General features: G+C 71.6%; 23 protein-coding genes. 1 reads left to right on the forward strand and 22 read right to left on the reverse strand.

Annotated features, from left to right (window positions below):
• The 5 genes from ABD308_RS01430 to ABD308_RS01450 form a co-directional block, all read right to left on the reverse strand.
• Positions 1–1,634: ATP-binding protein (locus tag ABD308_RS01430; RefSeq protein WP_344324196.1), on the reverse strand; the 1,634-nt coding region annotated here is incomplete at its 3' end.
• Between the two features lie 149 nt (positions 1,635–1,783).
• Positions 1,784–2,116, reverse strand: a complete 333-nt coding sequence (locus ABD308_RS01435; RefSeq protein WP_344324199.1) for an STAS domain-containing protein — start codon at positions 2,114–2,116, stop codon at positions 1,784–1,786.
• Between the two features lie 393 nt (positions 2,117–2,509).
• Entirely contained in the window at positions 2,510–3,379 is an 870-nt protein-coding gene (locus ABD308_RS01440) for a 3-hydroxyacyl-CoA dehydrogenase family protein (RefSeq protein ID WP_344324202.1), read from the reverse strand.
• A 178-nt stretch (positions 3,380–3,557) separates the two neighbouring features.
• On the reverse strand, positions 3,558–4,208 hold the full coding sequence (locus tag ABD308_RS01445) for a response regulator (RefSeq protein WP_344324205.1): 651 nt from the start codon (positions 4,206–4,208) through the stop codon (positions 3,558–3,560).
• Positions 4,205–5,416, reverse strand: a complete 1,212-nt coding sequence (locus tag ABD308_RS01450) for a sensor histidine kinase (RefSeq protein WP_344324207.1) — start codon at positions 5,414–5,416, stop codon at positions 4,205–4,207. The genes ABD308_RS01445 and ABD308_RS01450 overlap by 4 nt, the downstream gene beginning before the upstream one ends.
• 154 nt (positions 5,417–5,570) lie before the next feature.
• Between ABD308_RS01450 and ABD308_RS01455 the strand changes: the two genes are divergently transcribed.
• A complete protein-coding gene (locus tag ABD308_RS01455; RefSeq protein WP_344324210.1) occupies positions 5,571–6,164 on the forward strand; it encodes a hypothetical protein in 594 nt (197 codons plus the stop codon).
• Position 6,165: 1 nt separating this feature from the next.
• Here the strand turns inward: ABD308_RS01455 and ABD308_RS01460 are convergent, their stop codons facing one another.
• The 17 genes from ABD308_RS01460 to prfA all read right to left on the reverse strand — a co-directional run bounded on the left by ABD308_RS01460 (position 6,166) and on the right by prfA (position 21,984).
• Entirely contained in the window at positions 6,166–6,738 is a 573-nt protein-coding gene (locus tag ABD308_RS01460; RefSeq protein WP_344324213.1) for a cob(I)yrinic acid a,c-diamide adenosyltransferase, read from the reverse strand.
• A gap of 22 nt (positions 6,739–6,760) precedes the next feature.
• Positions 6,761–7,261, reverse strand: a complete 501-nt coding sequence (locus tag ABD308_RS01465; RefSeq protein ID WP_344324216.1) for a DUF2550 domain-containing protein — start codon at positions 7,259–7,261, stop codon at positions 6,761–6,763.
• 147 nt (positions 7,262–7,408) lie between these two features.
• Positions 7,409–7,792 carry a F0F1 ATP synthase subunit epsilon gene (locus ABD308_RS01470; protein WP_344324219.1) on the reverse strand — a complete coding sequence of 128 codons (384 nt, stop codon included), beginning with the start codon at positions 7,790–7,792 and terminating at the stop codon, positions 7,409–7,411.
• A gap of 186 nt (positions 7,793–7,978) precedes the next feature.
• Positions 7,979–9,424 carry a F0F1 ATP synthase subunit beta gene (gene atpD, locus ABD308_RS01475; protein ID WP_344324222.1) on the reverse strand — a complete coding sequence of 482 codons (1,446 nt, stop codon included), beginning with the start codon at positions 9,422–9,424 and terminating at the stop codon, positions 7,979–7,981.
• A gap of 2 nt (positions 9,425–9,426) precedes the next feature.
• Positions 9,427–10,341 carry a F0F1 ATP synthase subunit gamma gene (locus ABD308_RS01480; RefSeq protein ID WP_344324225.1) on the reverse strand — a complete coding sequence of 305 codons (915 nt, stop codon included), beginning with the start codon at positions 10,339–10,341 and terminating at the stop codon, positions 9,427–9,429.
• A gap of 32 nt (positions 10,342–10,373) precedes the next feature.
• The gene (atpA, locus tag ABD308_RS01485; RefSeq protein WP_344324228.1) at positions 10,374–11,948 is read right to left on the reverse strand and encodes a F0F1 ATP synthase subunit alpha; all 1,575 of its coding nucleotides are present in this window, start codon (positions 11,946–11,948) and stop codon (positions 10,374–10,376) included.
• A 154-nt stretch (positions 11,949–12,102) separates the two neighbouring features.
• Positions 12,103–12,918 (reverse strand): F0F1 ATP synthase subunit delta, encoded by an 816-nt coding sequence (locus ABD308_RS01490; RefSeq protein ID WP_344324231.1) that lies wholly within the window; start codon positions 12,916–12,918, stop codon positions 12,103–12,105.
• Entirely contained in the window at positions 12,915–13,475 is a 561-nt protein-coding gene (locus ABD308_RS01495) for a F0F1 ATP synthase subunit B (RefSeq protein ID WP_344324234.1), read from the reverse strand. The genes ABD308_RS01490 and ABD308_RS01495 overlap by 4 nt, the downstream gene beginning before the upstream one ends.
• Before the next feature lie 34 nt (positions 13,476–13,509).
• Positions 13,510–13,752 carry an ATP synthase F0 subunit C gene (gene atpE / locus ABD308_RS01500; protein WP_030302757.1) on the reverse strand — a complete coding sequence of 81 codons (243 nt, stop codon included), beginning with the start codon at positions 13,750–13,752 and terminating at the stop codon, positions 13,510–13,512.
• 92 nt (positions 13,753–13,844) lie between these two features.
• Positions 13,845–14,657: a F0F1 ATP synthase subunit A gene (gene atpB, locus ABD308_RS01505; RefSeq protein WP_425554668.1), complete on the reverse strand. Its 813-nt coding sequence runs from the start codon at positions 14,655–14,657 to the stop codon at positions 13,845–13,847.
• A gap of 285 nt (positions 14,658–14,942) precedes the next feature.
• Positions 14,943–15,386, reverse strand: coding sequence for a Cg1360 family ATP-synthase-associated protein (locus ABD308_RS01510; protein WP_344324243.1), 444 nt, complete (start codon positions 15,384–15,386; stop codon positions 14,943–14,945).
• Positions 15,387–15,678: 292 nt separating this feature from the next.
• Positions 15,679–17,028, reverse strand: coding sequence for an MraY family glycosyltransferase (locus ABD308_RS01515; protein WP_344324246.1), 1,350 nt, complete (start codon positions 17,026–17,028; stop codon positions 15,679–15,681).
• A 160-nt stretch (positions 17,029–17,188) separates the two neighbouring features.
• Positions 17,189–18,475: a serine hydroxymethyltransferase gene (locus ABD308_RS01520; protein WP_344324248.1), complete on the reverse strand. Its 1,287-nt coding sequence runs from the start codon at positions 18,473–18,475 to the stop codon at positions 17,189–17,191.
• A gap of 154 nt (positions 18,476–18,629) precedes the next feature.
• Positions 18,630–19,271 carry an arsenate reductase/protein-tyrosine-phosphatase family protein gene (locus ABD308_RS01525; RefSeq protein ID WP_344324362.1) on the reverse strand — a complete coding sequence of 214 codons (642 nt, stop codon included), beginning with the start codon at positions 19,269–19,271 and terminating at the stop codon, positions 18,630–18,632.
• Between the two features lie 29 nt (positions 19,272–19,300).
• On the reverse strand, positions 19,301–19,948 hold the full coding sequence (locus tag ABD308_RS01530) for an L-threonylcarbamoyladenylate synthase (RefSeq protein ID WP_344324251.1): 648 nt from the start codon (positions 19,946–19,948) through the stop codon (positions 19,301–19,303).
• A 37-nt stretch (positions 19,949–19,985) separates the two neighbouring features.
• Positions 19,986–20,852 carry a peptide chain release factor N(5)-glutamine methyltransferase gene (prmC, locus tag ABD308_RS01535; RefSeq protein WP_344324254.1) on the reverse strand — a complete coding sequence of 289 codons (867 nt, stop codon included), beginning with the start codon at positions 20,850–20,852 and terminating at the stop codon, positions 19,986–19,988.
• Between the two features lie 55 nt (positions 20,853–20,907).
• Positions 20,908–21,984: a peptide chain release factor 1 gene (gene prfA / locus ABD308_RS01540; RefSeq protein WP_344324257.1), complete on the reverse strand. Its 1,077-nt coding sequence runs from the start codon at positions 21,982–21,984 to the stop codon at positions 20,908–20,910.
• Positions 21,985–22,053: the final 69 nt, after the last annotated feature.

Genomic DNA, 22,053 nt, shown 5'->3' on the forward strand with positions numbered 1-22,053 from the left:
CCGTCGGCGCGCAGCAGATCGAGCATCCGGCGCGCCCCGGCCGCCCCGCGCACCTCGCCGAGCGCTCCGCGCAGCGCCAGCGCGGCCTCCAACTCGGCCATGGCCCGGCCGGGTTCATGGGCGCAGACGGCGTACACGCCGAGCTCGTGGTGGAACCAGGCCTCGTCGGACCTCGCGCCGGTCCGCCGGGCGGCCTCCAGGCCGAGCTGCAGGGCGCGTTCCCAGGCCCCCCAGCGCAGCGCCAGGGCCAGCGCGGGGGCGGCGGCGCGGGCCAGCCGCAGCACCGCGTCGTGCCGTCCGGCGGCCTGGTCGGCGAGCAGGGCGCCGATCACCACCTCGGCCTCGGCGGCGATCTGCGGCAGCGAGACCGAGGAGTGGCCGATCCACCAGGCGAAGTGCTGGGCGGCGCCGTCGGCGCTGCCCCGGGCCGGCCAGTGCGGGGCGAGCAGTTCCAGCGCTCCGGCGGTGAGCCGGTGGTGGCCGCCGATCGAGACGGAGAGCCCGGCGTCGGCGAGTTCGGCGAGCGCGCTCTCGCCCTGGCCGACGTCGATCAGCGCGGGCAGGTGCGGGGCGGTCGGGCACTCGCCGCCGAACGCCACCGCGAGCCGCAGCACGGCCTGCGCGGTCTCGCTCAGCCCCTCGGCGAGCCGGACGGCGGGCCGGGTGGACTCGGCGACCGAGGGCAGCGGCACGGTGTCGCGCAGCGCGGCCTCGCGGACCGCCGGGTCGGGGTGGTGGACGGGCTCCTTCACCGCGCCGAAGACGTCCATCCGGTCCTCCTCGGCGGCGACCAGCGCGTCCACCGCCACGTCCCGCTGGCGCAGCAGCGCGGCGGCCTGGACGAAGCGCAGCGGCAGGCCCTCGGACTCGAACCAGAGGTCCACCGCCCACGCCTTCTCGGCGGCGTCCAGGGGACGGCCGGCCAGCCGGGCGGCGAGGGTCAGGCAGGCGGGCCGCGAGAGACCGGCGACGAGGTGGTCCTGGAGCCGGGAGTCCGGCTGGAGCTGCGGGCTGTCGGGGGCGACGGAGATCAGGAAGGCGCTGTCGGGGGCGGCGCCGAGCAGCGCCTCCAGTTCGGCGCCGACGGGCGCGACCTCGTCGATGACGACGATCGCGCTGACCCGGGAGAGGTGTTCGACCAGCCGGCCCGGGTCGGGGCGGTAGCCGGGGGCGTGGTGGGTGGCCGCGAAGAGGTCCTGGAGCAGGTCGGCGGCGGTGCGGCGGTGGCCGCAGAGCCGGACCACGCCGCCGGGGGCGAGGTCACCGGCCGCCTCGGCGACGGCGGACAGCAGGGCGCTGCGGCCGGAGCCGGCCTGGCCGACCAGGCGTATCGAGCGGCCTTCGGCGAGCAGGGCGAGCAGCTGGGCGATGTCGGCCTCGCGGTCGAGCAGCGGCAGGTCGGCGGGTCCGGCGCCGAGGGCGAGCGGGCCGACCTGGCGGCCGGAGTCGCCGGCCTGGCCGCGCGCGGGCGCGCCGGGTCCGACCCGGCGGGGCCGGGGGCGCCACTCCTCGGGGCAGGGGCGCACCTCGGAGCCCTCGGGGCCGCCGATGGTCACCAGCAGTCCCCCGGAGACCAGTTCACCGCTCCGGGTGCGCACGGACTCCTGCCGGAAGTCACCGGTTGGCTGTGCCACGTTCTGCTCCGCCCCACGCTCGCGCCGTCAACCCGTACCGGCCGACACCCCGGCGAGGCCGGGCCGTCCGGGCCGTGTCCTGACGCCAGACTCTCGCACATCCGTGCCCACTCGCGCAGCGCCGTACCGCGCGGGCGGTCGGTGGCCGGTCAGAGGGCCGGGAGGGTGGCGCCCCGGGGGTCGGCGGTGACGCCTTCGACGGCGAGGATGCGGTGCAGCCGGGTGGCCACCAGCAGGCGCTGGAGCTGCGCGGGGACGGAGCGGAGCACCAGGCGGCGGCCGATCCGGCCGGCCCGGCGGTGGGTGCCCATGATCACGCCCAGGCCGGTGGCGTCCCAGAACTCCAGGCGGGCGAGGTCGAGGACGAGGTCGCCGAGGCCGCCGTCGACGGCCTGGTGCAGCCGGGACCGCGCGTCGGCGGCGGTGCGCACGTCGAGGCGGCCTTCGATGGCCAGCGCCGCGTGGTCGCCGGTGATGCGCATGCTCTCCTCCTCCGCGTGGGCGGGCCTGGGGTAGGGGTGTGCGGGTGGCTGGTGTGCCGGTGGCTGGTGTGCCGGTGTCGGAAGGGCGGTGGGGGCGGTCCGGGCACCGGGCGGGCCCGCGGCCCCACGCACCGGATCCGGCCGGAATCCCGGGTTCCCCGTCATCCCATCTGACGGTGGGCCGGCCCACTGGGTTGCTGGTAGCGGCCGGATCTGAAGCAACTTCACTCGTCCGAGGGAATATACGCAGGAACTCTCCACACCTACGCTCGATTACCGCCCAAATCACCCGTCCGGGCACCCGGCGTGAGGAAACTCACCCGCCCCGGAAAGGGCGGGCCGCACCGCGGACGCGTGCCCGGCCCGCCCGTTCACCGCCTCAGCGGCGCGGGGTCACTTGCCCGGGTACGGGTAGAAGCCGCGGCCGCTCTTGCGGCCGAGGTCACCGGCGGTGACCATCCGGGCCATGATCTCCGGGGCGGCGAACTTCTCGTCCTGGGTCTCGCCGTAGATGTTCCGCGCGGCGTGCAGCAGGATGTCCACGCCGGTCAGGTCGGCGGTCTCCAGCGGGCCCATCGGGTGGCCGAAGCCGAGGCGGCAGGCGGTGTCGATGTCCTCGGCGGTGGCCACGCCCGACTCGTAGAGCTTGGCGGCCTCGACGACCAGCGCGGTGATCAGACGGGTGGTGACGAAGCCGGCCACGTCGCGGTTGACCACCACGACCTCCTTGCCGACGCCCTCGGCGAAGGCGCGGGCGGTGGCCAGCGTCTCGTCACTGGTCTTGTAGCCGCGGATCAGCTCGACCAGCTTCATCAGCGGCACCGGCGAGAAGAAGTGCACGCCGACGACCGACTCGGGGCGCGCGGTGACGGCGGCGATCCGGGTGATCGGGATGGCGGAGGTGTTGGAGGCGAGCACCGCGCCGTCCTTGGCGAGCTTGTCGAGCTCCTTGAAGACGCCCTCCTTGACGTCCAGCTGCTCGAAGACGGCCTCGACCACGATGTCGGCCTCGGCGACCGCGCCCAGGTCGGTGGTGGTGGTGATCCGCGCGAGCGCCGCCTCGGCGTCCTCGGCGGTGAGCCTCCCCTTGGAGACGAACTTGTCGTACGAGGCGCGGATCCCGTCGAGGCCGCGCCGCAGCGCCTCCTCGGTGACGTCGCGCAGGACCACCGGGTGCCCGGCCTGGGCGGAGACCTGGGCGATGCCGGCGCCCATCAGGCCGGCACCGATCACCGCGATCTGCTTGCTGGACGCACTGCTCATGGCTGGTCTCCCGATACCGTCGCCGCCCTGCCGGACGGGCCCTGAAGGCGGCTCAAGGCAGGGGTCGCCCACCGAGCCGCATCGCTCATGGGCCGGACTTTAGTGCCCGATCGGGGCCCGTGGTGCCATCCGAAGGTGTGATCTGCAACCGACCTGGTCACCTGAGCAAATCGGTCGATCAGATCATCAGCCCGAGGTCCTGGGCGAGGATCGCCGCCTGCACCCGGCTGCGCAGCCGCAGCTTCGCCAGGATCCGGCTGACGTGCGTCTTGGTGGTCGCCTCCGCCATCTCCAGCCGCCCGGCGATCTCACCGTTCGACAGGCCGGCGCCGATGCAGGCCAGCACCTCCCGCTCGCGCGGCGTCAGCCCCTCCACCGCCGCCCGCACCTCCGGCCCCACCGCCCGGTCCGGGCGGGCGAAGGTGCCGATCAGCCGCCGGGTCACCGAGGGCGCCAGCATGCCGTCCCCACGGGCCACCGTGCGGATGCCCTCGACCAGGGCGTCCGCCTCCAGGTCCTTCAGCAGGAACCCGGCCGCCCCGGCCCGCAGCGCGCCGTAGACGTACTCGTCCAGGTCGAAGGTGGTCAGCACCAGGACCTGCGCCGCCCCGGCCGCCACCACCTGGCGGGTCGCCGAGACGCCGTCCAGGCGCGGCATCTGCACGTCCATCAGGACGACGTCCGGCCGCAGCTCCAGGGCCAGCCGAACGGCCTCCTCGCCGTCCGCCGCCTGCCCGACCACCTCCAGGTCGGGCTCGGCCCGCAGGATCATCACCAGCGCCGCCCGGACCGCCCCCTGGTCCTCCGCGACCACCACCCGGATCGTCATGCCCGTTCCGTTCCTTCCTCCGTCGACATCGCGCGCGGCAGCACCGCGCGCACGCTCCAGTGGCCGTCGCGCGGCCCGGCCTCGAAGCCGCCGCCCAGCAGCGAGGCCCGCTCCGCCATCCCGACCAGCCCGGCCCGGGCGCCCGGCAGCGCCTGCCCCGCCCCCTGGCGGTACGGGCTGTCCACCGCGATCCGCAGCTCCTCGGGGCGGAAGTCCAGCAGTACCCGCACCTCCCCCGGACCCGCGTGCTTGAGCGCGTTGGTCAGCGACTCCTGCACGATCCGGTACGCGGCCAGCTGCACCGGCACCGGCAGTTCGCCGCGCTCGCCCCGCTCGGTCAGCTCGAAGCCCAGCCCGACGTCCTGCCCGGCCGCCCGCGCCTTGGCGAGCAGCGCGTCCACCGCCGAGAGGTCCGGGGCGGCGTAGGACTCGTCGGCCTCGCCCCCGCCGCTGTCGCGCAGCAGCCCGACGATGCGGCGCATTTCGGCCAATCCCTGGACGCTGTTCTCCCGGATCACCCCGAGCACCTCCAGCACCGGATCGTCCGCCGCGCGGTGCTGACGCCGCGCCACCGACTGCGCGCCGGTCGCGTGGATCGCGATCGCCGACAGGTGGTTGGCCACCACGTCGTGCAACTCGCGGGCCATCCGCGCGCGTTCGGCGACGACCGCCTCGCGCCGGTCCATCTCCGAGAGCAGCGCGGTCTGCTCCGCCCGCAGCCGCTGGGTCTCCGCCTCCTGCCGGTGCTTGCGCACGATGTCGGCGGTCCACAGCGGGCCCAGGAAGATCAGCACGGTGATCACGGCCACCGTGACGGCCGTCGCCGGATCGTCGTACACCAGCGTCAGGGTGGTCAGCACCAGCACCGAGGCGGTGCCGCTGGCGTGCAGGACCGGCGACATCCGGCGGGGGCCGTACACCACCGCCGCGTAGAGCAGGTCGGTGTACATCATGGTGGTCGCCAGCAGCGCGCCGGAGAAGATGCTCCCGGCGAAGACCAGCCCGCCGAGCACCGCGACCAGGATCGGCCTGGTCCGCCGGACGAGCTCCAGGGCCGCCATCGCCAGCAGGGCCGGCAGCACCTGCCAGCGCGGGATGGCCGAGGAGTGGTCGTACACCTGGAAGGCGATCAGCAGCAGCCCGCCGAGCAGACCGGCGAGCGCGATTCCCGCGTCGACCTGCCGTGGGGTGGGTGTCGGTCTGCGCACTCCCCCATCAGATCATTCCCGGCGGGCCGACGGGTCCGGTACCAGGAGGAGCGCCCGTACATCGAAAGGTGCAGCCCGGGTCCGTCCCCGGTGACGACGCGCGCGCGGGGGCGCTCCGGGAGCCTGGAAGCGTCACCCGATCCCGGAGGAGACCATGATCGTCACCCTGATCGTCGCCGCCGAGGCCGCCTTCTGGGTGGTCCTCGCGCTGGGCCTCGCCACCCGCTACCTGCTGCGGTGGCGCAGGACGAGCACCGTTCTGCTGGCCGGGCTGCCCGTGACCGACCTGGTGCTCTTCCTGCTCACCTTCCTCGACCTGCGCGGCGGGGCCACCGCCTCCTGGACGCACGCGCTGGCCGCGAGCTACCTGGGCTTCTCGGTCGGCTTCGGTCCGTCGGTGGTCCGCTGGGCCGACGCGCGCTTCCTGCACCACTTCGCGGGCGGGCCCAAGCCGCTGCCCGCGCCCAAGTACGGCGCCGAGCGCAGCCGCCACGAGTGGGTGGTCTGCCGGCGCACGCTGGTCTCGGCGGCGATCACCGTCACCCTGATCAGCGCGCTGAAGCTGTTCACCGACGCCTCCGGCACCGAGGTCTTCGACCAGTGGTACTGGAAGCTGGGCATCGCCGCGGCGGTGAACACCGCGATCGCCGTCAGCTACACCCTCTGGCCGAAGCGGCCGCCGGCCGGCGCCGTCGTCGAGGACGGCCGGATCGTCGGCTGGAAGATCCCCGAGCGGGCGGACCGCTGACTCAGCGGTTCTCGCCCGGCACCCAGAGCACGTCGCCGCGCTCCTTGTTGGCCGACCGGGCGAGGATGAACAGCAGGTCCGACAGCCGGTTGAGGTACTTGGCGGTCAGCGGGTTGACGGTGTCCCCGTGCGTGTCGATCGCCGCCCAGGTGGCCCGCTCGGCCCGGCGCACCACCGTGCAGGCCAGGTGCAGGTAGGCGGCGCCGGGGGTGCCGCCGGGCAGGATGAAGCTGCGGAGCTTCTCCAGCGCCTCCAGGTAGTGGTCGCAGTCCGCCTCAAGCCTGTCGATGTAGGACTGCTCGACCCGCAGCGGCGGGTACGTCAAGCCCTCCACCACCGGGGTGGCCAGGTCGGCGCCGACGTCGAAGAGGTCGTTCTGCACCCGGGTCAGCACGGCGGCGACGTCCTCGGGCAGCGCCCCCGCCGCGATCGCCACGCCGATCGCGGCGTTGGCCTCGTTGGTGTCCGCGTACGCGACCAGCCGCGGATCGGTCTTGGTCGTGCGGCTCATGTCGCCCAGCGCGGTGGTGCCGTCGTCGCCGGTACGGGTGTAGATGCGCGTCAGATTGACCATGCGGCCAGCCTAGCGGGGCACGTCAGGCGACGTTCACCCGCTGGCCGGGCGGGGCGGCCTCCAGCCAGGCGAGGAAGCCGGTGAGCGCGTCCTCGCTCATCGCCAGCTCCAGCGGGGCGCCGTTGTGCAGGCAGCGCAGCACCACCGAGCCGGAGAGCAGGGCCAGCTCCTCCTGCCCCTCCGGGTAGCGCCGGCCGAGCACCTCGATCTCCCGGCGCGGCAGCACCTTGCGCGGGCGCGGGGCGTACGAGAAGACCCGGAACCACTCGATGGAATCGCCGCTGTACCGGCCGATACCAAAAACCCACCCCTTGCCATCGGTCTGCGGGACCGGGGCCGGGGTGGGTTGGCCGTTCTCGTCGAGGTCGGGCTGCGTCGAGGCGTCGGCCGGCATTTTGAGCCGGTAGCTGCAGTCGAACGTGCCACCGACCCGCTGGATCACACGGCGGCGTACCGCGAACGCGACCAACCCGATCACACCGAGCGCCACGACCGCCGCACACACCACAAGGGCGAGGACCATGCTCACCTACCTCCTCGCTACCCGCGTTCCCCGTGTCGGTCGTACCAACGACCGCGTTGACCTACCAACTGAGACGACAGTCCCGGGGTCACGCTCACGCGTCCCCGGGACCGTCGGTCGACCCCGCTCAGGCGGGGTCCGGCACACTCAGGCGTGGGCCTTGAGGCCGCGCGCCGCGAACAGCCGGACCTCGGCGCGCCGCTCGGCGTGCGCGTCCAGGTCGGACTTGGCCTTCTCCAGTGCGCGCTCGGCGCGCGCGACGTCGATCTCGTCCGCCAGCTCGGCGATCTCCGCGAGCAGAGACAGCTTGTTGTCGGCGAAGGAGATGAAGCCGCCGTGCACCGCGGCGATCACGGTGCCGCCGTCCGTGGTGCGGATGGTGACCGGACCGGTCTCCAGCACGCTCAGCACCGGGGTGTGACCCGGCATGATGCCGGTGTCACCGGAGGCCGTACGGGCGACGACGATGGTGGCCGCACCGGACCACACCTTGCGGTCGGCTGCGACCAGCTCGACGTGCAGCTCAGCCAACGTGGGCTCCTAGGCTCATGCAACGCCCGATTACTCGGGAGTTTCGGTAAGAATAACGGGCCCGCGCCCCCGGCATGAAACCGGCGGCACGGATTTGACCGGAATCACAGCCGATGCGGCGCGAGGGGTGGGTCCCAGGGCTGGGGCCCACCCCTCGCGGTCACGCTCGGCCGCTACCGGCCGCGACTACTTCTTCGCCAGCTCGGCGGCGTTGCGCTCGAGGTCCTCGATGCCACCGCACATGAAGAAGGCCTGCTCCGGAATGGAGTCGTACTTGCCGTCCGCGATCGAGTTGAAGGCCTCGATGGTCTCCGACAGCGGGACGGTCGAGCCCTCGACACCGGTGAACTGCTTCGCCACGTAGGTGTTCTGCGAGAGGAAGCGCTCGATGCGGCGGGCACGGTGGACCGTGACCTTGTCCTCCTCGGACAGCTCGTCGATACCGAGGATCGCGATGATGTCCTGGAGGTCCTTGTACTTCTGCAGGATCCCCTTGATACGGATGGCCGTGTCGTAGTGGGTCTGCGCGATGTACCGCGGGTCGAGGATGCGGGACGTGGAGTCCAGCGGGTCGACGGCCGGGTAGATGCCCTTCTCCGAGATCGGACGCGACAGAACGGTGGTCGCGTCCAGGTGGGCGAAGGTGGTGGCCGGGGCCGGGTCGGTCAGGTCGTCCGCGGGGACGTAGATCGCCTGCATCGAGGTGATCGAGTGACCGCGGGTCGAGGTGATGCGCTCCTGCAGGAGGCCCATCTCGTCGGCCAGGTTCGGCTGGTAGCCCACCGCGGAGGGCATGCGGCCGAGCAGGGTCGACACCTCGGAACCGGCCTGGGTGAACCGGAAGATGTTGTCGATGAAGAGGAGCACGTCCTGCTTCTCGACGTCACGGAAGTACTCCGCCATGGTCAGCGCGGAGAGCGCGACGCGCAGACGGGTGCCCGGCGGCTCGTCCATCTGGCCGAAGACCAGCGCGGTCTTGTCCAGAACGCCCGAGTCGACCATCTCGTCGATGAGGTCGTTGCCCTCACGGGTGCGCTCGCCGACGCCGGCGAACACCGACACACCACCGAAGTTCTCGGCGACGCGGTAGATCATCTCCTGGATCAGAACGGTCTTGCCGACACCGGCACCACCGAACAGACCGATCTTGCCACCGGTGACGTACGGGGTGAGCAGGTCGATGACCTTGATGCCGGTCTCGAACATCTCGGTCTTGGACTCGAGGTCCTTGAACTCCGGGGCCTTGCGGTGGATCGGCCAGCGGACCTCGACCTGCGACTCGAACTCGCCCTTGTCGACGTTCAGCACCTCACCGAGGGCGTTGAACACCTTGCCCTTGGTGATCTGGCCGACCGGCACCGAGATGGCGCTGCCGGTGTCGGTGACCTGCGAGCCACGGACCAGGCCGTCGGTCGGCTGCATCGAGATGCCGCGGACCAGGCCGTCGCCGAGGTGCTGGGCGACCTCAAGGGTGAGGGTCTTCTTGCCCGTGCCGTCGGGGTTGTCCACCTCGACGTGCAGGGCGTTGAACATGTCCGGAATCGCGTCGACGGGGAACTCCACGTCGACGACCGGGCCGATGACCCGCGCGACGCGGCCCGTCGCCGTGGTCGGCTCAACAGTGGTGGTCATACTCATTCGCTCCCCGCGCTAGCGTCGGCCAGGGCGTTCGCGCCACCGACGATCTCGCTGATTTCCTGGGTGATCTCGGCCTGACGGGCCGAGTTGGCAAGCCGCGTGAGCGACTTGATGAGCTCGCCGGCGTTGTCCGTCGCGCTCTTCATGGCGCGGCGGCGGGCGGCGTGCTCGGAAGCGGCCGACTGCAGCAGCGCGTTGTAGATCCGGCTCTCGACGTACCGCGGCAGCAGCGCGTCCAGGACGCCCTCCGCCGACGGTTCGAAGTCGTACAGCGGGAAGATCTCCGCCTTGGCCGGCTTCTGGTCGCTGAGCTGGACCTCGTCCAGCTTCAGCGGCAGCAGCCGGGCCTCGACCGCGTTCTGCGTCAGCATGGACACGAACTCGGTCGAGATCAGGTGCAGTTCGTCCACACCGCCGGTCTCCGCCGTGAAGGCCTCGATCAGCTCGGACGCCACCGTCTTCGCGTCGCCGTAGGTCGGCTTGTCGGAGAAGCCCGTCCACGAGCCCGCGACCGTGAGGTTGCGGAAGCCGTAGTACGAGACGCCCTTGCGGCCGACGATGTACGTCACCACGTCCTTGCCCTCGGCGCGCAGGCGCTCGGAGAGCGTCAGCGCGGCCTTGATGGCGTTGGTCGAGTAGCCGCCCGCCAGACCGCGGTCCGCCGTGATCAGCAGGACCGCGGCGCGCGAGGCGCCCGGGTTCTCGGTGGTGAGCGGGTGCTTGGCGTTGGACCGGGTGGCCACCGCCGTCACCGCCCGGGTGAGCTCATCGGCGTACGGAGTGGAGGCGGCCACCGCGCGCTGCGCCTTGACGATGCGCGACGCGGAGATCATCTCCATCGCCTTGGTGATCTTCTTCGTCGCGGTGACAGAGCGGATCCGGCGCTTGTAGACCCGAAGCTGTGCTCCCATGGGTCGTTACGTCCTTTCCCTCGCTACCGGACTCAGGCCTGCTCGGAGAGCAGCTTGCCGTCAGCGGTCTGGTAACCCGCCTTGAAGGACTCGATGGCCTTCGTCAGGGCGTCGATGGTGCCGTCGGCCAGCAGACCGGTCTCGACGATGCCGGCGAGCAGGTCCTTGTGCTGCAGGCGGACGTAGTCCAGGAACTCGCGCTCGAAGCGGCGGATCTCGGCGACCGGGACGTCGTCCAGCTTGCCGTTGGTGCCGGCCCAGATGGAGACGACCTGCTCCTCGACCGGGAACGGCTGGTACTGGCCCTGCTTCAGCAGCTCGACCATGCGCGCACCGCGCTCCAGCTGGGCCTTGGAGGCCGCGTCCAGGTCGGAACCGAAGGCGGCGAACGCCTCCAGCTCACGGTACTGGGCGAGGTCCAGGCGCAGACGGCCGGCGACCGAGCGCATGGCCTTGATCTGGGCGGAGCCACCGACGCGGGAGACCGAGATACCGACGTTCACGGCCGGGCGGATGCCGGCGTTGAACAGGTCGGACTCCAGGAAGCACTGGCCGTCGGTGATGGAGATGACGTTGGTCGGGATGTACGCCGAGACGTCGTTGGCCTTGGTCTCGATGATCGGCAGACCGGTCATCGAGCCGCCGCCCAGGGCGTCGTTCAGCTTGGCGCAGCGCTCCAGCAGGCGGGAGTGCAGGTAGAAGACGTCACCCGGGTAGGCCTCGCGGCCCGGCGGGCGGCGCAGCAGCAGGGAGACGGAGCGGTAGGCCTCGGCCTGCTTCGACAGGTCGTCGAAGATGATCAGGACGTGCTTGCCGTCGTACATCCACTCCTGGCCGATGGCCGAGCCGGTGTACGGGGCGAGGTACTTGAAGCCGGCCGGGTCGGAGGCGGGAGCGGCCACGATGGTGGTGTACTCCAGCGCGCCGGCCTCCTCCAGGGCGCCGCGGACGGACGCGATGGTGGAGCCCTTCTGGCCCACGGCGACGTAGATGCAGCGGACCTGCTTCTCCGGGTCGCCCGAGCGCCAGTTGTCACGCTGGTTGATGATCGTGTCGACGGCCACCGCGGTCTTGCCGGTCTGGCGGTCGCCGATGATCAGCTGACGCTGGCCGCGGCCGATCGGGGTCATCGCGTCGATGGCCTTGATACCGGTCTGCAGCGGCTGCTTGACCGACTTGCGGGCCATGACGCCCGGAGCCTGGAGCTCCAGCGCGCGGCGGCCGGTCGAGGCGATGTCGCCCAGGCCGTCGATCGGGTTGCCCAGCGGGTCCACGACGCGGCCGAGGTAGCCGTCGCCGACCGGAACGGAGAGGACCTCGCCGGTGCGGCGCACCGTCTGGCCCTCTTCGATGCCGCCGAACTCACCGAGGACGACGACACCGATCTCGCGGGTGTCGAGGTTCAGCGCGAGGCCCAGCGTGCCGTCCTCGAACTTCAGCAGCTCGTTCGCCATGACCGAGGGCAGACCCTCGACATGGGCGATGCCGTCCGCCGCGTCAGTGACCGTGCCGACCTCTTCCACAGAGGCGGCGTCCGGCTGGTACGACTGGACAAAGTCGGCCAGCGCGTCCCGGATCTCCTCCGGACGGATCGTAAGCTCCGCCATCAGGCTTCCCTGCTCTCCTAGTTTGCGATCCTCGGCCCGCCATTGAGGGCCGCAAGTACTCGACTCTCGGCCGGGTCGTATGAACCGGCCGTACGTTTTCCCGACTCCGGTGGAGCCGGTTTCCCGACCGAGGGTCGGATGTGCTGCTTGGTGCTCAGCCTTCGAGCGACTGACGAGCGCCCTCAAGGCGGCTCGACACCGTGCCGTCGATGATCTCGTCACCGATCTGCACCCGGATACCGCCGACGACCTCGGGGTCGACGTCGATGTTCAGGTGGACCTGGCGGCCGTACAGCCGGCCGAGAGCACCCGACAGGCGCTCCTTCTGGCCGTCCGACAGCGGAAGAGCCGTGGCGACCTGGGCCACCACACGGTCCCGCCGGGCGGCGGCGAGCTTGGAGTAGGACTCCAGCCCCTGCTCCAGGCTACGGCCACGCGGGTTGTTGACCAGGCTGGTGACGAGTCGCACGGTGCCCGCGTGGGCGCGGCCGCCGAGCAGCTTCTTGATCAGGGCCGCCTTGGCGACGGCGCCGGCCTTGGGCTCGGTCAGCGCGGAGCGCAGCTCGTGCGAGCCGCTCACCACCCGGCCGAACCGGAAGAGCTCGTCCTCGACGCCGTCCAGGGCACCGGCCTTGTCGGCGGCGATGACCTCGGCGTACGCGGCCAGCTGCTCCGTGGCGTCGACCAGGTCGCGGGCACCCGACCAGCGGGACCGGACCAGGCCGGAGACCAGGTCGAGCGTCGCGCCGGAGACCTGGCCGCCCAGCAGCGAGGAGGCCAGCTGAGCCTTGTCCTGGCCCGACCGCGACGGGTCGGTCAGCACGCGGCGGAGCGACACCTCACGGTCCAGCAGGGCCGTGACGGCGGTGAGCTCCTCGGCGAGCTTGGCCGCGTCCACCGAGGTGGAGTCGGTCAGGCTCTCCAGGTTCTGCCGCCCGGCGGCGAGGGCCTCGCGGCTGGCGCCGATCACTTGGCCGCACCCTGAGCAGCGGTGGCCTTGGCCTCCAGCTCGTCCAGGAAGCGGTCCACGACCCCGCTCTGCCGCGCGTGGTCCTCAAGGGACTCACCCACGATGCGGGACGCCAGCTGGGTGGCCAGCGAGCCCACGTCCTGGCGCAGGGCGGCGGTCGCCTGCTTCTTGTCGGCCTCGATCTGGGCGTGGCCGGCGGCGACGATGGCCTCGCGCTGGCGCTGGCCCTCCTCGCGCATCTCGGTGAGCTGGGCGGCGCCCTGCTCGCGAGCCTGCTCGATGATGCGAGCAGCCTCGTGACGCGCCTCGGCGAGCTCGGCACGGTACTGCTCAAGCGTGGCCTGGGCCTCGGCCTGCGCGGCCTCGGCACGCTCCATGCCGCCCTCGATGGCGTCCCGGCGCTCCGACAGCACCTTCTCGATGCTGGGGAGGAGCTTCTTGCCGAGGATCCCGAAGACGATGAAGAAGCAGAGCAGGCCGATGATGATCTCGGGCCATGCGGGCAGCAGGGGGTTCATGATCTCCCCCTCCTCCGCGAGCTGAGCCGCGATGCTCATATCTGGACCTTCCTCGAAGGGTCTACGGCGGGAATTACTTGGGGCCCTGGCCGAAGACGAACGGCATGACGATGCCGATGAGGGCGAGCGCCTCGGTCAGCGCGAAGCCGATGAACATGTTGGAACGGATCAGGCCGGCGGCCTCGGGCTGACGGGCCATGGCCTGGACACCGTTACCGAAGATGAGACCGACGCCGATGCCGGGGCCGATCGCGGCGAGGCCGTAGCCGATGGAAGCGACGGAACCGTAGACGCCGACCTCAGCGAGCATGCTCATTGCAATGTGTCCTTTGCGGGGATGGTGAACCGGTGGTGATTGGCCACCGGGCGTTCCTGGGGTGGTTCAAGAGGGCCGCGGCGGCCCCTGGCTCAGTGCGCCTCTTCCAGGGCACCGGCGATGTAGCTGCTGGCCAGCATCACGAAGATGTAGGCCTGCAGGAACTGGACCAGCAGCTCGAAGGCGGTCAGGCCGACGGCGACGATGAACGAGGCCGAGCCGTACAGCGCGCCCAGGGTCGGGCTGAGCAGGTACCAGGAGGCGATGGAGAACATCACGATCAGCAGGTGGCCGGCGAACATGTTCGCGAAGGCTCGGACCGCGAGCGTGAAGGGGCGCACGAAGATGTTCGAGAAGAACTCGATCGGCACCAGGATGAACATGACCCAGCCGGGGATGCCCGAGGGCCAGCAGAGGTTCTTCAGACCACCGACGAAGCCGTGCTTCTTGAAGGTCAGCGTCATGTAGGTGATCCACACGACCGCGGCCAGGCCGGCCGGGAACGCGATCGCCGCCGTCACCGGGAACTGGGCGAACGGGATGACCGACATGATGTTCAGCAGCCACACGAAGAAGAACATCGAGACCAGCATCGGGACGTACTTCTCGCCCTTTTTGCCGATGGTCTCCAGCACGATGGAGCGCTTGACGAAGTCGTAGCCGATCTCACCGACCAGCTGCAGCTTGCCCGGGACCAGCTTCGGCTTGGCGAAAGCGGCCCAGAAGAACACGACGACCAGCGCGGCAACGATGATCGAGAGCAGCATCGGCTTGTTGAACTCGAAGCTGCCGATCGTGAAAATCGGCTCGAACTGGAACTCGTTCAGGCCCGGGGCCGGGAAGCCGCAGCCAGCGTCCCCGAAGTGGCAACCGCCTGAGGCGAGGGACGTGAGTTCAGCACTCACCACGGACTCCTTCGTCGTGACGCATGGTTACGGCAACCTCGCTGTGTCGGCGTGGCCTGCGACCACGGAGCGGCACTGGAACTTGATGGATTTCTCGCCGACCCCGCGCGCCAGTGCGCTGCACCGAAGCGGGATCATCGAAGACTGCGCGGATCCGGGGGGCGATCGGTCCGCCGTGCGGACAGACCAGGCCTCTTCCCGTACTCCGTTGTTGCGACGGACGATAGCAGCCCGTCAGCGCGGCATAAACACCGCCCCCCTCGTTGGGGGGACAGTGGGGCGTCATCACTGTTGACGCCCCTTGTCGGACGGCTTGTCGGCCTTCTTTTCAGAGGCTTCGGGGTCGACGTAGAAGGTCTTGGCCTTCAGCGCGCCGCGCACCTGGAACCCGGTCCAGATCAGCGCGCAGCCCAGCAGCGTGAAGGCGAAGGCCTGCCGGCTGAAGAGTTCGGTGTTCTTGAAGACCGCCAGCACGATGCCGACCAGCAGGATCTGGGTCGTGTACACCAGAAGCGCGGCGGCCATCATGATCTGGGGGTTGGACCTGGTCAGCCGATCGAGGGCGACCTGCCCGAAGGTGAAGAAGGCCATCACCAGAAGGGCGCCGAAGAGCGCGCCGAGCAGGCCCTTGCCCCCGGCGACGGCGAAGGAGATCGCCATCGCGATGACTCCGGCGGCCGCAGTGGGGATCGCGGCGCCTCGGAGGATCCGGGCGTCGTTGGACGGCATGTCGGCAACTCCGGCGGCATGTCGATGTGGCGGGGGGACGGGCGGGAAAGCGGTGGGTGACACCGGACCGGAACCACCGCGGGCCGGCCGCTCGACGGCGAGCCCGTCGAGGGAGACCCACCAGGGACGGAAGTCATCCACCTGTCAGGTCTTTCGGCGTGTTCTCGGTACTCGTGAACGGTATCACAAACTATTTGATGAGAGCTTTACCATGAATGTGTGGCACCTGTCACACCAACGGCCCAAGAGTGCCGCCGAACGGGTGATGGCGATTGACGGATCATCACCCCCGCTAGCGGCCCCGGCCGTTGCCGTGGCCGCGGCCGGTGATCGCCGACGACCCCTTCGCCACCCCGCCGAGCAGCCGCTTGTCCTCGGCCGACAGCTCGGCCATCGGTTCCGGGGCCGCGCTCCCGGCCGACTCGGCGGTGATCTCCTCGCCCGGCGTGACCGGGGCGGCGGGCCTGGCCACCGGACGGCGGCGGTAGCGCGGCGGCACGAAGGCCTGCACCGCGCGCGGGGCCCGCGGCCGGAACCGCGGCGTGAGCAGCACCACCAGGCCGACCAGGCAGAGCCCGGCCAGCGTGAGGACGACGGTTCGGCCGGTGTTGGTGACCGAGAAGGCGACGGTCCCGAAGGCGATCAGCGCGGCCCAGAAGTACATGATCAGTACGGCGCGGCTGTGCGAGTGGCCGACCTGGAGCAGTCGGTGGTGCAGGTGCCGCTTGTCGGCGGCGAACGGGGACTGGCCCGCCCAGGTGCGGCGGACCACCGCGAGCAGCAGGTCCGCCAGCGGCAGCGCGATGACCGTCAGCGGCAGCAGCAGCGGGATGTAGATCGGCACCAGGGCGTGCACGGTGGCGGTCTGCGAACCCAGCTCGCTGGTGATGAGGTCGGGGTCGACCCGGCCGGTGATCGAGATCGCGGCGACGGCCAGCATCAGGCCGAGCATCATCGACCCGGAGTCGCCCATGAAGATCCGGGCCGGGTGCATGTTGTGCGCCAGGAAGCCCAGGCACATGCCGATCAGCAGCACGCTGAACAGCACGGCGGGGGCGGCGTCGGTGATCGTGTAGCCGTACCAGAGCCGGTAGGAGTACAGGAAGAAGGCGATCGCGGCGATGCAGACCATGCCGCCGGCCAGGCCGTCCAGGCCGTCGATGAAGTTCACCGCGTTGACCATGACGACGACCATGACCACCGAGATGACCATGCCCTGGGTGGGGCTGAGCGCGACCGGTCCGACACCCGGCACCGGCAGGGTGATCACCGTGACCCCCTGCCAGACCATCACACCGGCGGCGATCATCTGGCCGCCGAGCTTCACCAGGGCGTCCACGCCCCACTTGTCGTCCAGCACGCCGAGCAGCCACATGATGCCAGCGCCGGAGAGCAGCGCCCGGATGTCGGTGCCCTGGGAGAACACCTTGCTCAGGTTGTCGAGCTGGGAGGCGACCAGGATGCCCGCGCAGAGTCCGCCGAACATCGCGATGCCGCCGAGCCGCGGCGTGGGCTCGCGGTGGACGTCGCGGGCGCGGACCGGGGGCATCGCCCCCGCCGCGATGGCGAACTTCCGGACCGGGCCGGTCAGCAGGTAGGTGACGGCCGCGGTGCAGAACAGCACCAGCAGATACTCACGCACCACTGGCCTCCTGCAGCACTGTCCGACGGGTGGGTACCGAAGGTACTCCCCTGCCTGTCCGGGGTTCGAGGTGCGTCGCCACGGCACACACCTTATTGAGTCCGACGCCGGGGGCGCGCATCGCGGTTCGCCCTACCGGGTAGGAGATTCGGATCGGCGGTCAGCGGCGCCCGGCGAACGCCCGCGCCAGCTCCCGGACCCGCTGCCGGACGCCTTCCGCCACCCGGACGTTCGTGCCGTCCACGAGCAGCCGTCCGATCAGCCCGGCGATCTCCGCCAGCTCCGGCTCGCCCATGCCCTGCGAGGTCACCGTGCCGGTGCCCAGCCGGATCCCGGAGGCCTCGGACGGCGGCGCCTCGTCGTACGGCAGCGCGCACTTGCCGAGCAGCAGCCCGGCGGCCGCGCAGCGGCGCTCCGCCTCGGCGCCGCTGACCCCGAGCGGGCCGACGTCGGCGGTCACCAGGTGGGTGTCGGTCCCGCCGGTCAGCGGACGCGCGCCGGCCTGCGCGAGCCCCGCCGCGAGCACCCGCGCGCCGGCCACCGTGCGGTGCGCGTACGCGCGGTAGGCGGGCGTCGAGGCCTCGGCCAGCGCGACGGCCTTGCCGGCCACCTCGTTCATCGCGGCGCCGCCCTGGCTGAACGGGAAGACCGCCCGGTCGACCCGCTCGGCCAGCTCCGCCGTGCACAGCAGCAGGCCCCCGCGCGGGCCGCGGAGCAGCTTGTGGGTGGCCGCCACCGTGACGTCCGCGTACGGCACCGGGGACGGCGCCACGCCGGCCGCGATCAGGCCGGTGGTCTGCGCGGCGGCGGCCACCAGGTAGGCGTCCGTCTCGTCGGCGATCTCCCGGAAGGCGGCCCAGTCCGGGTGCCGGGGATAGGAGATGGAACCGGCCACGATCGCCTTCGGGCGGTACCGCAGGGCCAGCTCGCGGACCTGGTCGAGGTCGATCAGGCCGTCCTCGCGGCGCACCCCGTAGCCGACGAAGTCGAACCAGCGGCCGGAGAAGTTGGCCCGCGAGCCGCAGCTGAGGTGGCCGCCGTGCTCCAGCGACATCGCGAGCACCACGTCACCGGGCCGCAGCAGCGCGGCGTAGGCGGCCAGCATCGCGGAGGTGCCGGAGCGCGGCTGCACGTTGGCGTGCGGGGCGGCGAACAGCTCGCGGGCCCGGTCGATCGCCAGCAGCTCGGCGGCGTCGGCGAGCGCGCAGCCGGCGTGGTGGCGGCGGCCGGGGTAGCCCTCGGCGTACTTGTCGATCAGCGGGCCGGTGAGGGCGGCCAGGACGGCCGGGCCGGTGAGGTTCTCCCCGGCCAGCAGCTGGACCGTCTCGGCCCGGCGCTCGGCCTCGGCGGCCAGCAGGTCGGCCAGCTGCGGATCGGCCCGGTGGAGGGCCGCGGAGCGCGCCTCGGTGGTCTCGACGGGGCCGGTCGCTGCATCGGTGACGGTCATGGCGGGGCTCCCGGGCGCGTCGGGTCGGATTTCTCCAGCGTAGGACCGCCCCCGCGCCCCGGCACGGCGGCGCGAGGCGGGACCGCCCGGGTGGGCGCGCCGGTGTCGAAGGGGAGGCGCGAGGACGCCCGCCGGGCCGGAGCGCCCGAGGGTCTCAGTGCAGGGCCTGGAGGCCGGTGAGGGCGGTGACGACCGGGTCGACGGCGTGGAATATCTCCTCGCCGCAGTTGCGGAACATCCCGATCGGCGCGCCGTACGGGTCGTGCAGTTCGTCCGCCTCGGGGTCGGCGGCCAGCAGCCAGCCGCGCAGCGCGGCGGCGGCGCGGACCAGCGCGCGGGCGCGCTCGGTGACGTCCGCGCCGCGCCGGGGGTCCGGCAGGGTGCCCGGGTCGATCGTGCGGACCAGCCGGGTGAACTCCTTCAGCGTGAAGGTGCGCAGCCCCGCCTCGTGGCCCATCGAGATGACCTGGGCCCGGTGGTCCAGGGTCGCGGTGAGCACCAGGTCGGCCTCGACCACGTACTCGTCCAGCAGTTCGCGGCCGGTGAAGCCGCCGCTGTCGGCGCCGTACTCGTCCAGCACCGTGGCGGCGTGCTCCTCCATCGGCGCGCCGACGTGGCCCCAGGTGCCGGCCGACTCGACCAGGATGCGCCCGGCCACCCGGGGGTTCAGACGGGTGTCCAGCTCACGCCGGGTGAGCCGCTCGGCGATCGGCGAGCGGCAGATGTTCCCGGTGCAGACGTAGAGGATCCGGAAGTGGTCCAGCGGCCTGGGGCCCACGGCCAGGTACGGCGATATGCCGGGCCCGGCATGGAGGGAGGCGGCCGTCAACTGCCGGCCTCCAGGTCGGGGACGACCTCCCTCAGCTGCTCGGCGGAGATCGCGCCGGCCCTCAGCAGCACCGGCACCTTGCCGGTGACGTCGACGATCGACGAGGCCTGCGCGTGGTCGGCGGTGCCGCCGTCCAGGTAGACCGAGATGGCGTCGCCGAGCTGCTGCTGGGCCTCGTCGCAGGTGGCCGGGGACGGGCCGCCGGTCCGGTTGGCGCTGGAGACGGCCATCGGCCCGGTGGCGTTCAGCAGCTCGATGGCGACCGGGTGCAGCGGCATCCGGACGGCGACGGTGCCCCGGGTGTCGCCGAGGTCCCAGCGCAGCGAGGGCTGGTGCTTGGCGACCAGGGTGAGCCCGCCCGGCCAGAAGGCGTCGACGAGCTCCCAGGCCTGCTCGGAGAAGTCCGTGACCAGGCCGTGCAGGGTGGTCGGCGAGCCGACCAGGACCGGCGAGGGCATGTTGCGGCCGCGGCCCTTGGCGGCGAGCAGCGCGCCCACGGCCTCCGGCGAGAAGGCGTCCGCGCCGACCCCGTACAGGGTGTCGGTGGGCAGCACGACGAGTTCGCCGCGGCGGATGGCCGAGGCGGCCTCGCGCAGGCCGGTGGCGCGGTCCCCGGTGTCGGCACAGTCGTAGCGGCGGCTCATCGGTGCGGTCCCCTTCCGAACGGGCTCATGGCGTGGTTCACAGCGACGCCTTGCGCGCCGTGGTGAAGCGGGGGCGGTTGTTGAGGTCCCGGTGGTCGGCGGCGTCGGTCCAGCCGCCCTCCTCGTTGAAGATCCACGGGACCTGTCCGCCCTGGGTGTCGGCGTGCTCGATCACCACGGCGCCGCCCGGTCGCAGCAGGCGGGCGGCGACCCGCTCGATGCCGCGGATGGTGTCCAGACCGTCCTCGCCGGAGAACAGCGACATCTGCGGGTCGTGGTCGCGGGCCTCCGGCGCGACGTACTCCCACTCGGTGAGCGGGATGTACGGCGGGTTGGAGATGACCAGGTCGAAGCGGCCGTCCCAGGCGCGGTCGTCCTCGAAGGCCCGGGTGGCGTCGCCCTCGTGCAGGGTGACCCGGGCGCGGTCGGGCGAGGCCTCGATGTTGCGCCGGGTGTACGGCAGCGCGCCCCCGTCGAGCTCGAAGGCGTGCACGGTGGAGCGCGGCAGCTCCTGGGCGAGGGCGAGCGCGATGGCGCCGGAGCCGGAGCACAGGTCGACGACCAGCGGCTCGGCGACGTCCATCTCGCGAACCGCGTCTATGGCCCACTCGACGACCGTCTCGGTCTCCGGGCGGGGCACGAACACGCCCGGCCCGACCTCCAGTTCGAGGTAGCGGAAGAAGGCGCGGCCGGTGATGTGCTGGAGCGGCTCGCGGGCCTCCCGGCGGGCGACGGCCTCCCAGTACCGGGCGTCGAAGTCGGCGTCCTGGACGGTGTGCAGCTGGCTGCGCTTGACGTTGTGGACGTGGGCGGCGAGCTCCTCCGCGTCGAAGCGCGGCGACGGCACGCCGGCCGCGGCCAACCGCTGGGTGGCCTGGGCCACCTCCGCGAGTAGCAGGTTCATCCGTACGACCTCTTGCTTCCGCTCTCCGGCCTCGACGTCGGGCTCGCCGCCGGTGTCAGTTCTGTTGGGCCGCGGCGAGCTTGGCCGCGGCGTCCGCGTCGACGCAGGACTGGATGACCGCGTTCAGGTCGCCGTCCAGCACCTGGTCCAGGTTGTACGACTTGAAGCCCGTGCGGTGGTCCGAGATGCGGTTCTCCGGGTAGTTGTACGTCCGGATCCGCTCGGAACGGTCCACCGTGCGGACCTGGCTGCGACGCGCGTCCGAGGCCTCCCGCTCGGCCTCCTCCTGCGCGGCGGCCAGCAGCCGCGAACGCAGGATGCGCATCGCCTGCTCCTTGTTCTGCAGCTGGCTCTTCTCGTTCTGGCAGGACGCCACGATACCGGTCGGCAGGTGGGTGATCCGGACCGCGGAGTCGGTGGTGTTCACCGACTGGCCGCCGGGGCCGGAGGAGCGGTACACGTCGATCCGCAGGTCGTTGGCGAGGATCTCGACCTCGACCTCCTCGGCCTCGGGGGTGACCAGCACGCCCGCCGCGGAGGTGTGGATGCGGCCCTGCGACTCGGTGGCGGGGACGCGCTGCACGCGGTGCACGCCGCCCTCGTACTTCAGCCGCGCCCAGACGCCCTGGCCGGGCTCGGCGTTCCCCTTGGTCTTCACGGCCACCGAGACGTCCTTGTAGCCGCCGAGGTCGGACTCGTTGGAGTCGATGATCTCGGTCTTCCAGCCGATCCGCTCGGCGAACCGCAGGTACATCCGGAGCAGGTCGCCGGCGAACAGCGCGGACTCCTCGCCGCCCTCGCCCGCCTTGATCTCCAGGATGACGTCCTTGTCGTCGCTCGGGTCGCGCGGGACGAGCAGCAGCCGCAGTTCCTCGGTCAGCTCCTCGCGGCGGGCCTCGCCGTCCTTCACCTCGGAGAGGAACTCCGAGTCCTCGGCGGCGAGTTCGCGGGCGGCCTCGATGTCCTCGCCGGTCTGCCGCCACGCGCGGTAGACGCGGGTGATCGGGGTCAGTTCGGCGTACCGCTTGGCCAGCTTGCGGGCGTTGGCCTGGTCGGCGTGGACGGACGGGTCGGCCAGCCTCGCTTCGAGGTCGGCGTGCTCGACGAGGAGCTCTTCGACTGCCTCGAACATGGGGTGGCCTTCTTCCCGGGGGATCGTCGTGCGGGGGGTGGGTTCGCGGAGGGGAGGTGCGGGGGGACG

The organism is Kitasatospora putterlickiae (assembly GCF_039527695.1).
In the GTDB taxonomy this organism is placed as follows: Bacteria; Actinomycetota; Actinomycetes; order Streptomycetales; family Streptomycetaceae; genus Kitasatospora; species Kitasatospora putterlickiae.

Coding starts and splice junctions, on each gene's coding strand:
- atpA (WP_344324228.1), bottom strand. CDS start 11,948: ATGGCGGAGCTTACGATCCGTCCGGAGGAGATCCGGGACGCGCTGGCC.
- ABD308_RS01520 (WP_344324248.1), bottom strand. CDS start 18,475: ATGACCGTCACCGATGCAGCGACCGGCCCCGTCGAGACCACCGAGGCG.
- ABD308_RS01435 (WP_344324199.1), bottom strand. CDS start 2,116: ATGCGCATCACCGGCGACCACGCGGCGCTGGCCATCGAAGGCCGCCTC.
- ABD308_RS01455 (WP_344324210.1), top strand. CDS start 5,571: ATGATCGTCACCCTGATCGTCGCCGCCGAGGCCGCCTTCTGGGTGGTC.
- ABD308_RS01445 (WP_344324205.1), bottom strand. CDS start 4,208: ATGACGATCCGGGTGGTGGTCGCGGAGGACCAGGGGGCGGTCCGGGCG.
- prmC (WP_344324254.1), bottom strand. CDS start 20,852: ATGAACCTGCTACTCGCGGAGGTGGCCCAGGCCACCCAGCGGTTGGCC.
- ABD308_RS01530 (WP_344324251.1), bottom strand. CDS start 19,948: ATGAGCCGCCGCTACGACTGTGCCGACACCGGGGACCGCGCCACCGGC.
- ABD308_RS01460 (WP_344324213.1), bottom strand. CDS start 6,738: ATGGTCAATCTGACGCGCATCTACACCCGTACCGGCGACGACGGCACC.
- ABD308_RS01495 (WP_344324234.1), bottom strand. CDS start 13,475: ATGAGCATCGCGGCTCAGCTCGCGGAGGAGGGGGAGATCATGAACCCC.
- prfA (WP_344324257.1), bottom strand. CDS start 21,984: ATGTTCGAGGCAGTCGAAGAGCTCCTCGTCGAGCACGCCGACCTCGAA.
- atpE (WP_030302757.1), bottom strand. CDS start 13,752: ATGAGCATGCTCGCTGAGGTCGGCGTCTACGGTTCCGTCGCTTCCATC.
- atpD (WP_344324222.1), bottom strand. CDS start 9,424: ATGACCACCACTGTTGAGCCGACCACGGCGACGGGCCGCGTCGCGCGG.
- ABD308_RS01440 (WP_344324202.1), bottom strand. CDS start 3,379: ATGAGCAGTGCGTCCAGCAAGCAGATCGCGGTGATCGGTGCCGGCCTG.
- ABD308_RS01465 (WP_344324216.1), bottom strand. CDS start 7,261: ATGGTCCTCGCCCTTGTGGTGTGTGCGGCGGTCGTGGCGCTCGGTGTG.
- ABD308_RS01480 (WP_344324225.1), bottom strand. CDS start 10,341: ATGGGAGCACAGCTTCGGGTCTACAAGCGCCGGATCCGCTCTGTCACC.
- ABD308_RS01510 (WP_344324243.1), bottom strand. CDS start 15,386: ATGCCGTCCAACGACGCCCGGATCCTCCGAGGCGCCGCGATCCCCACT.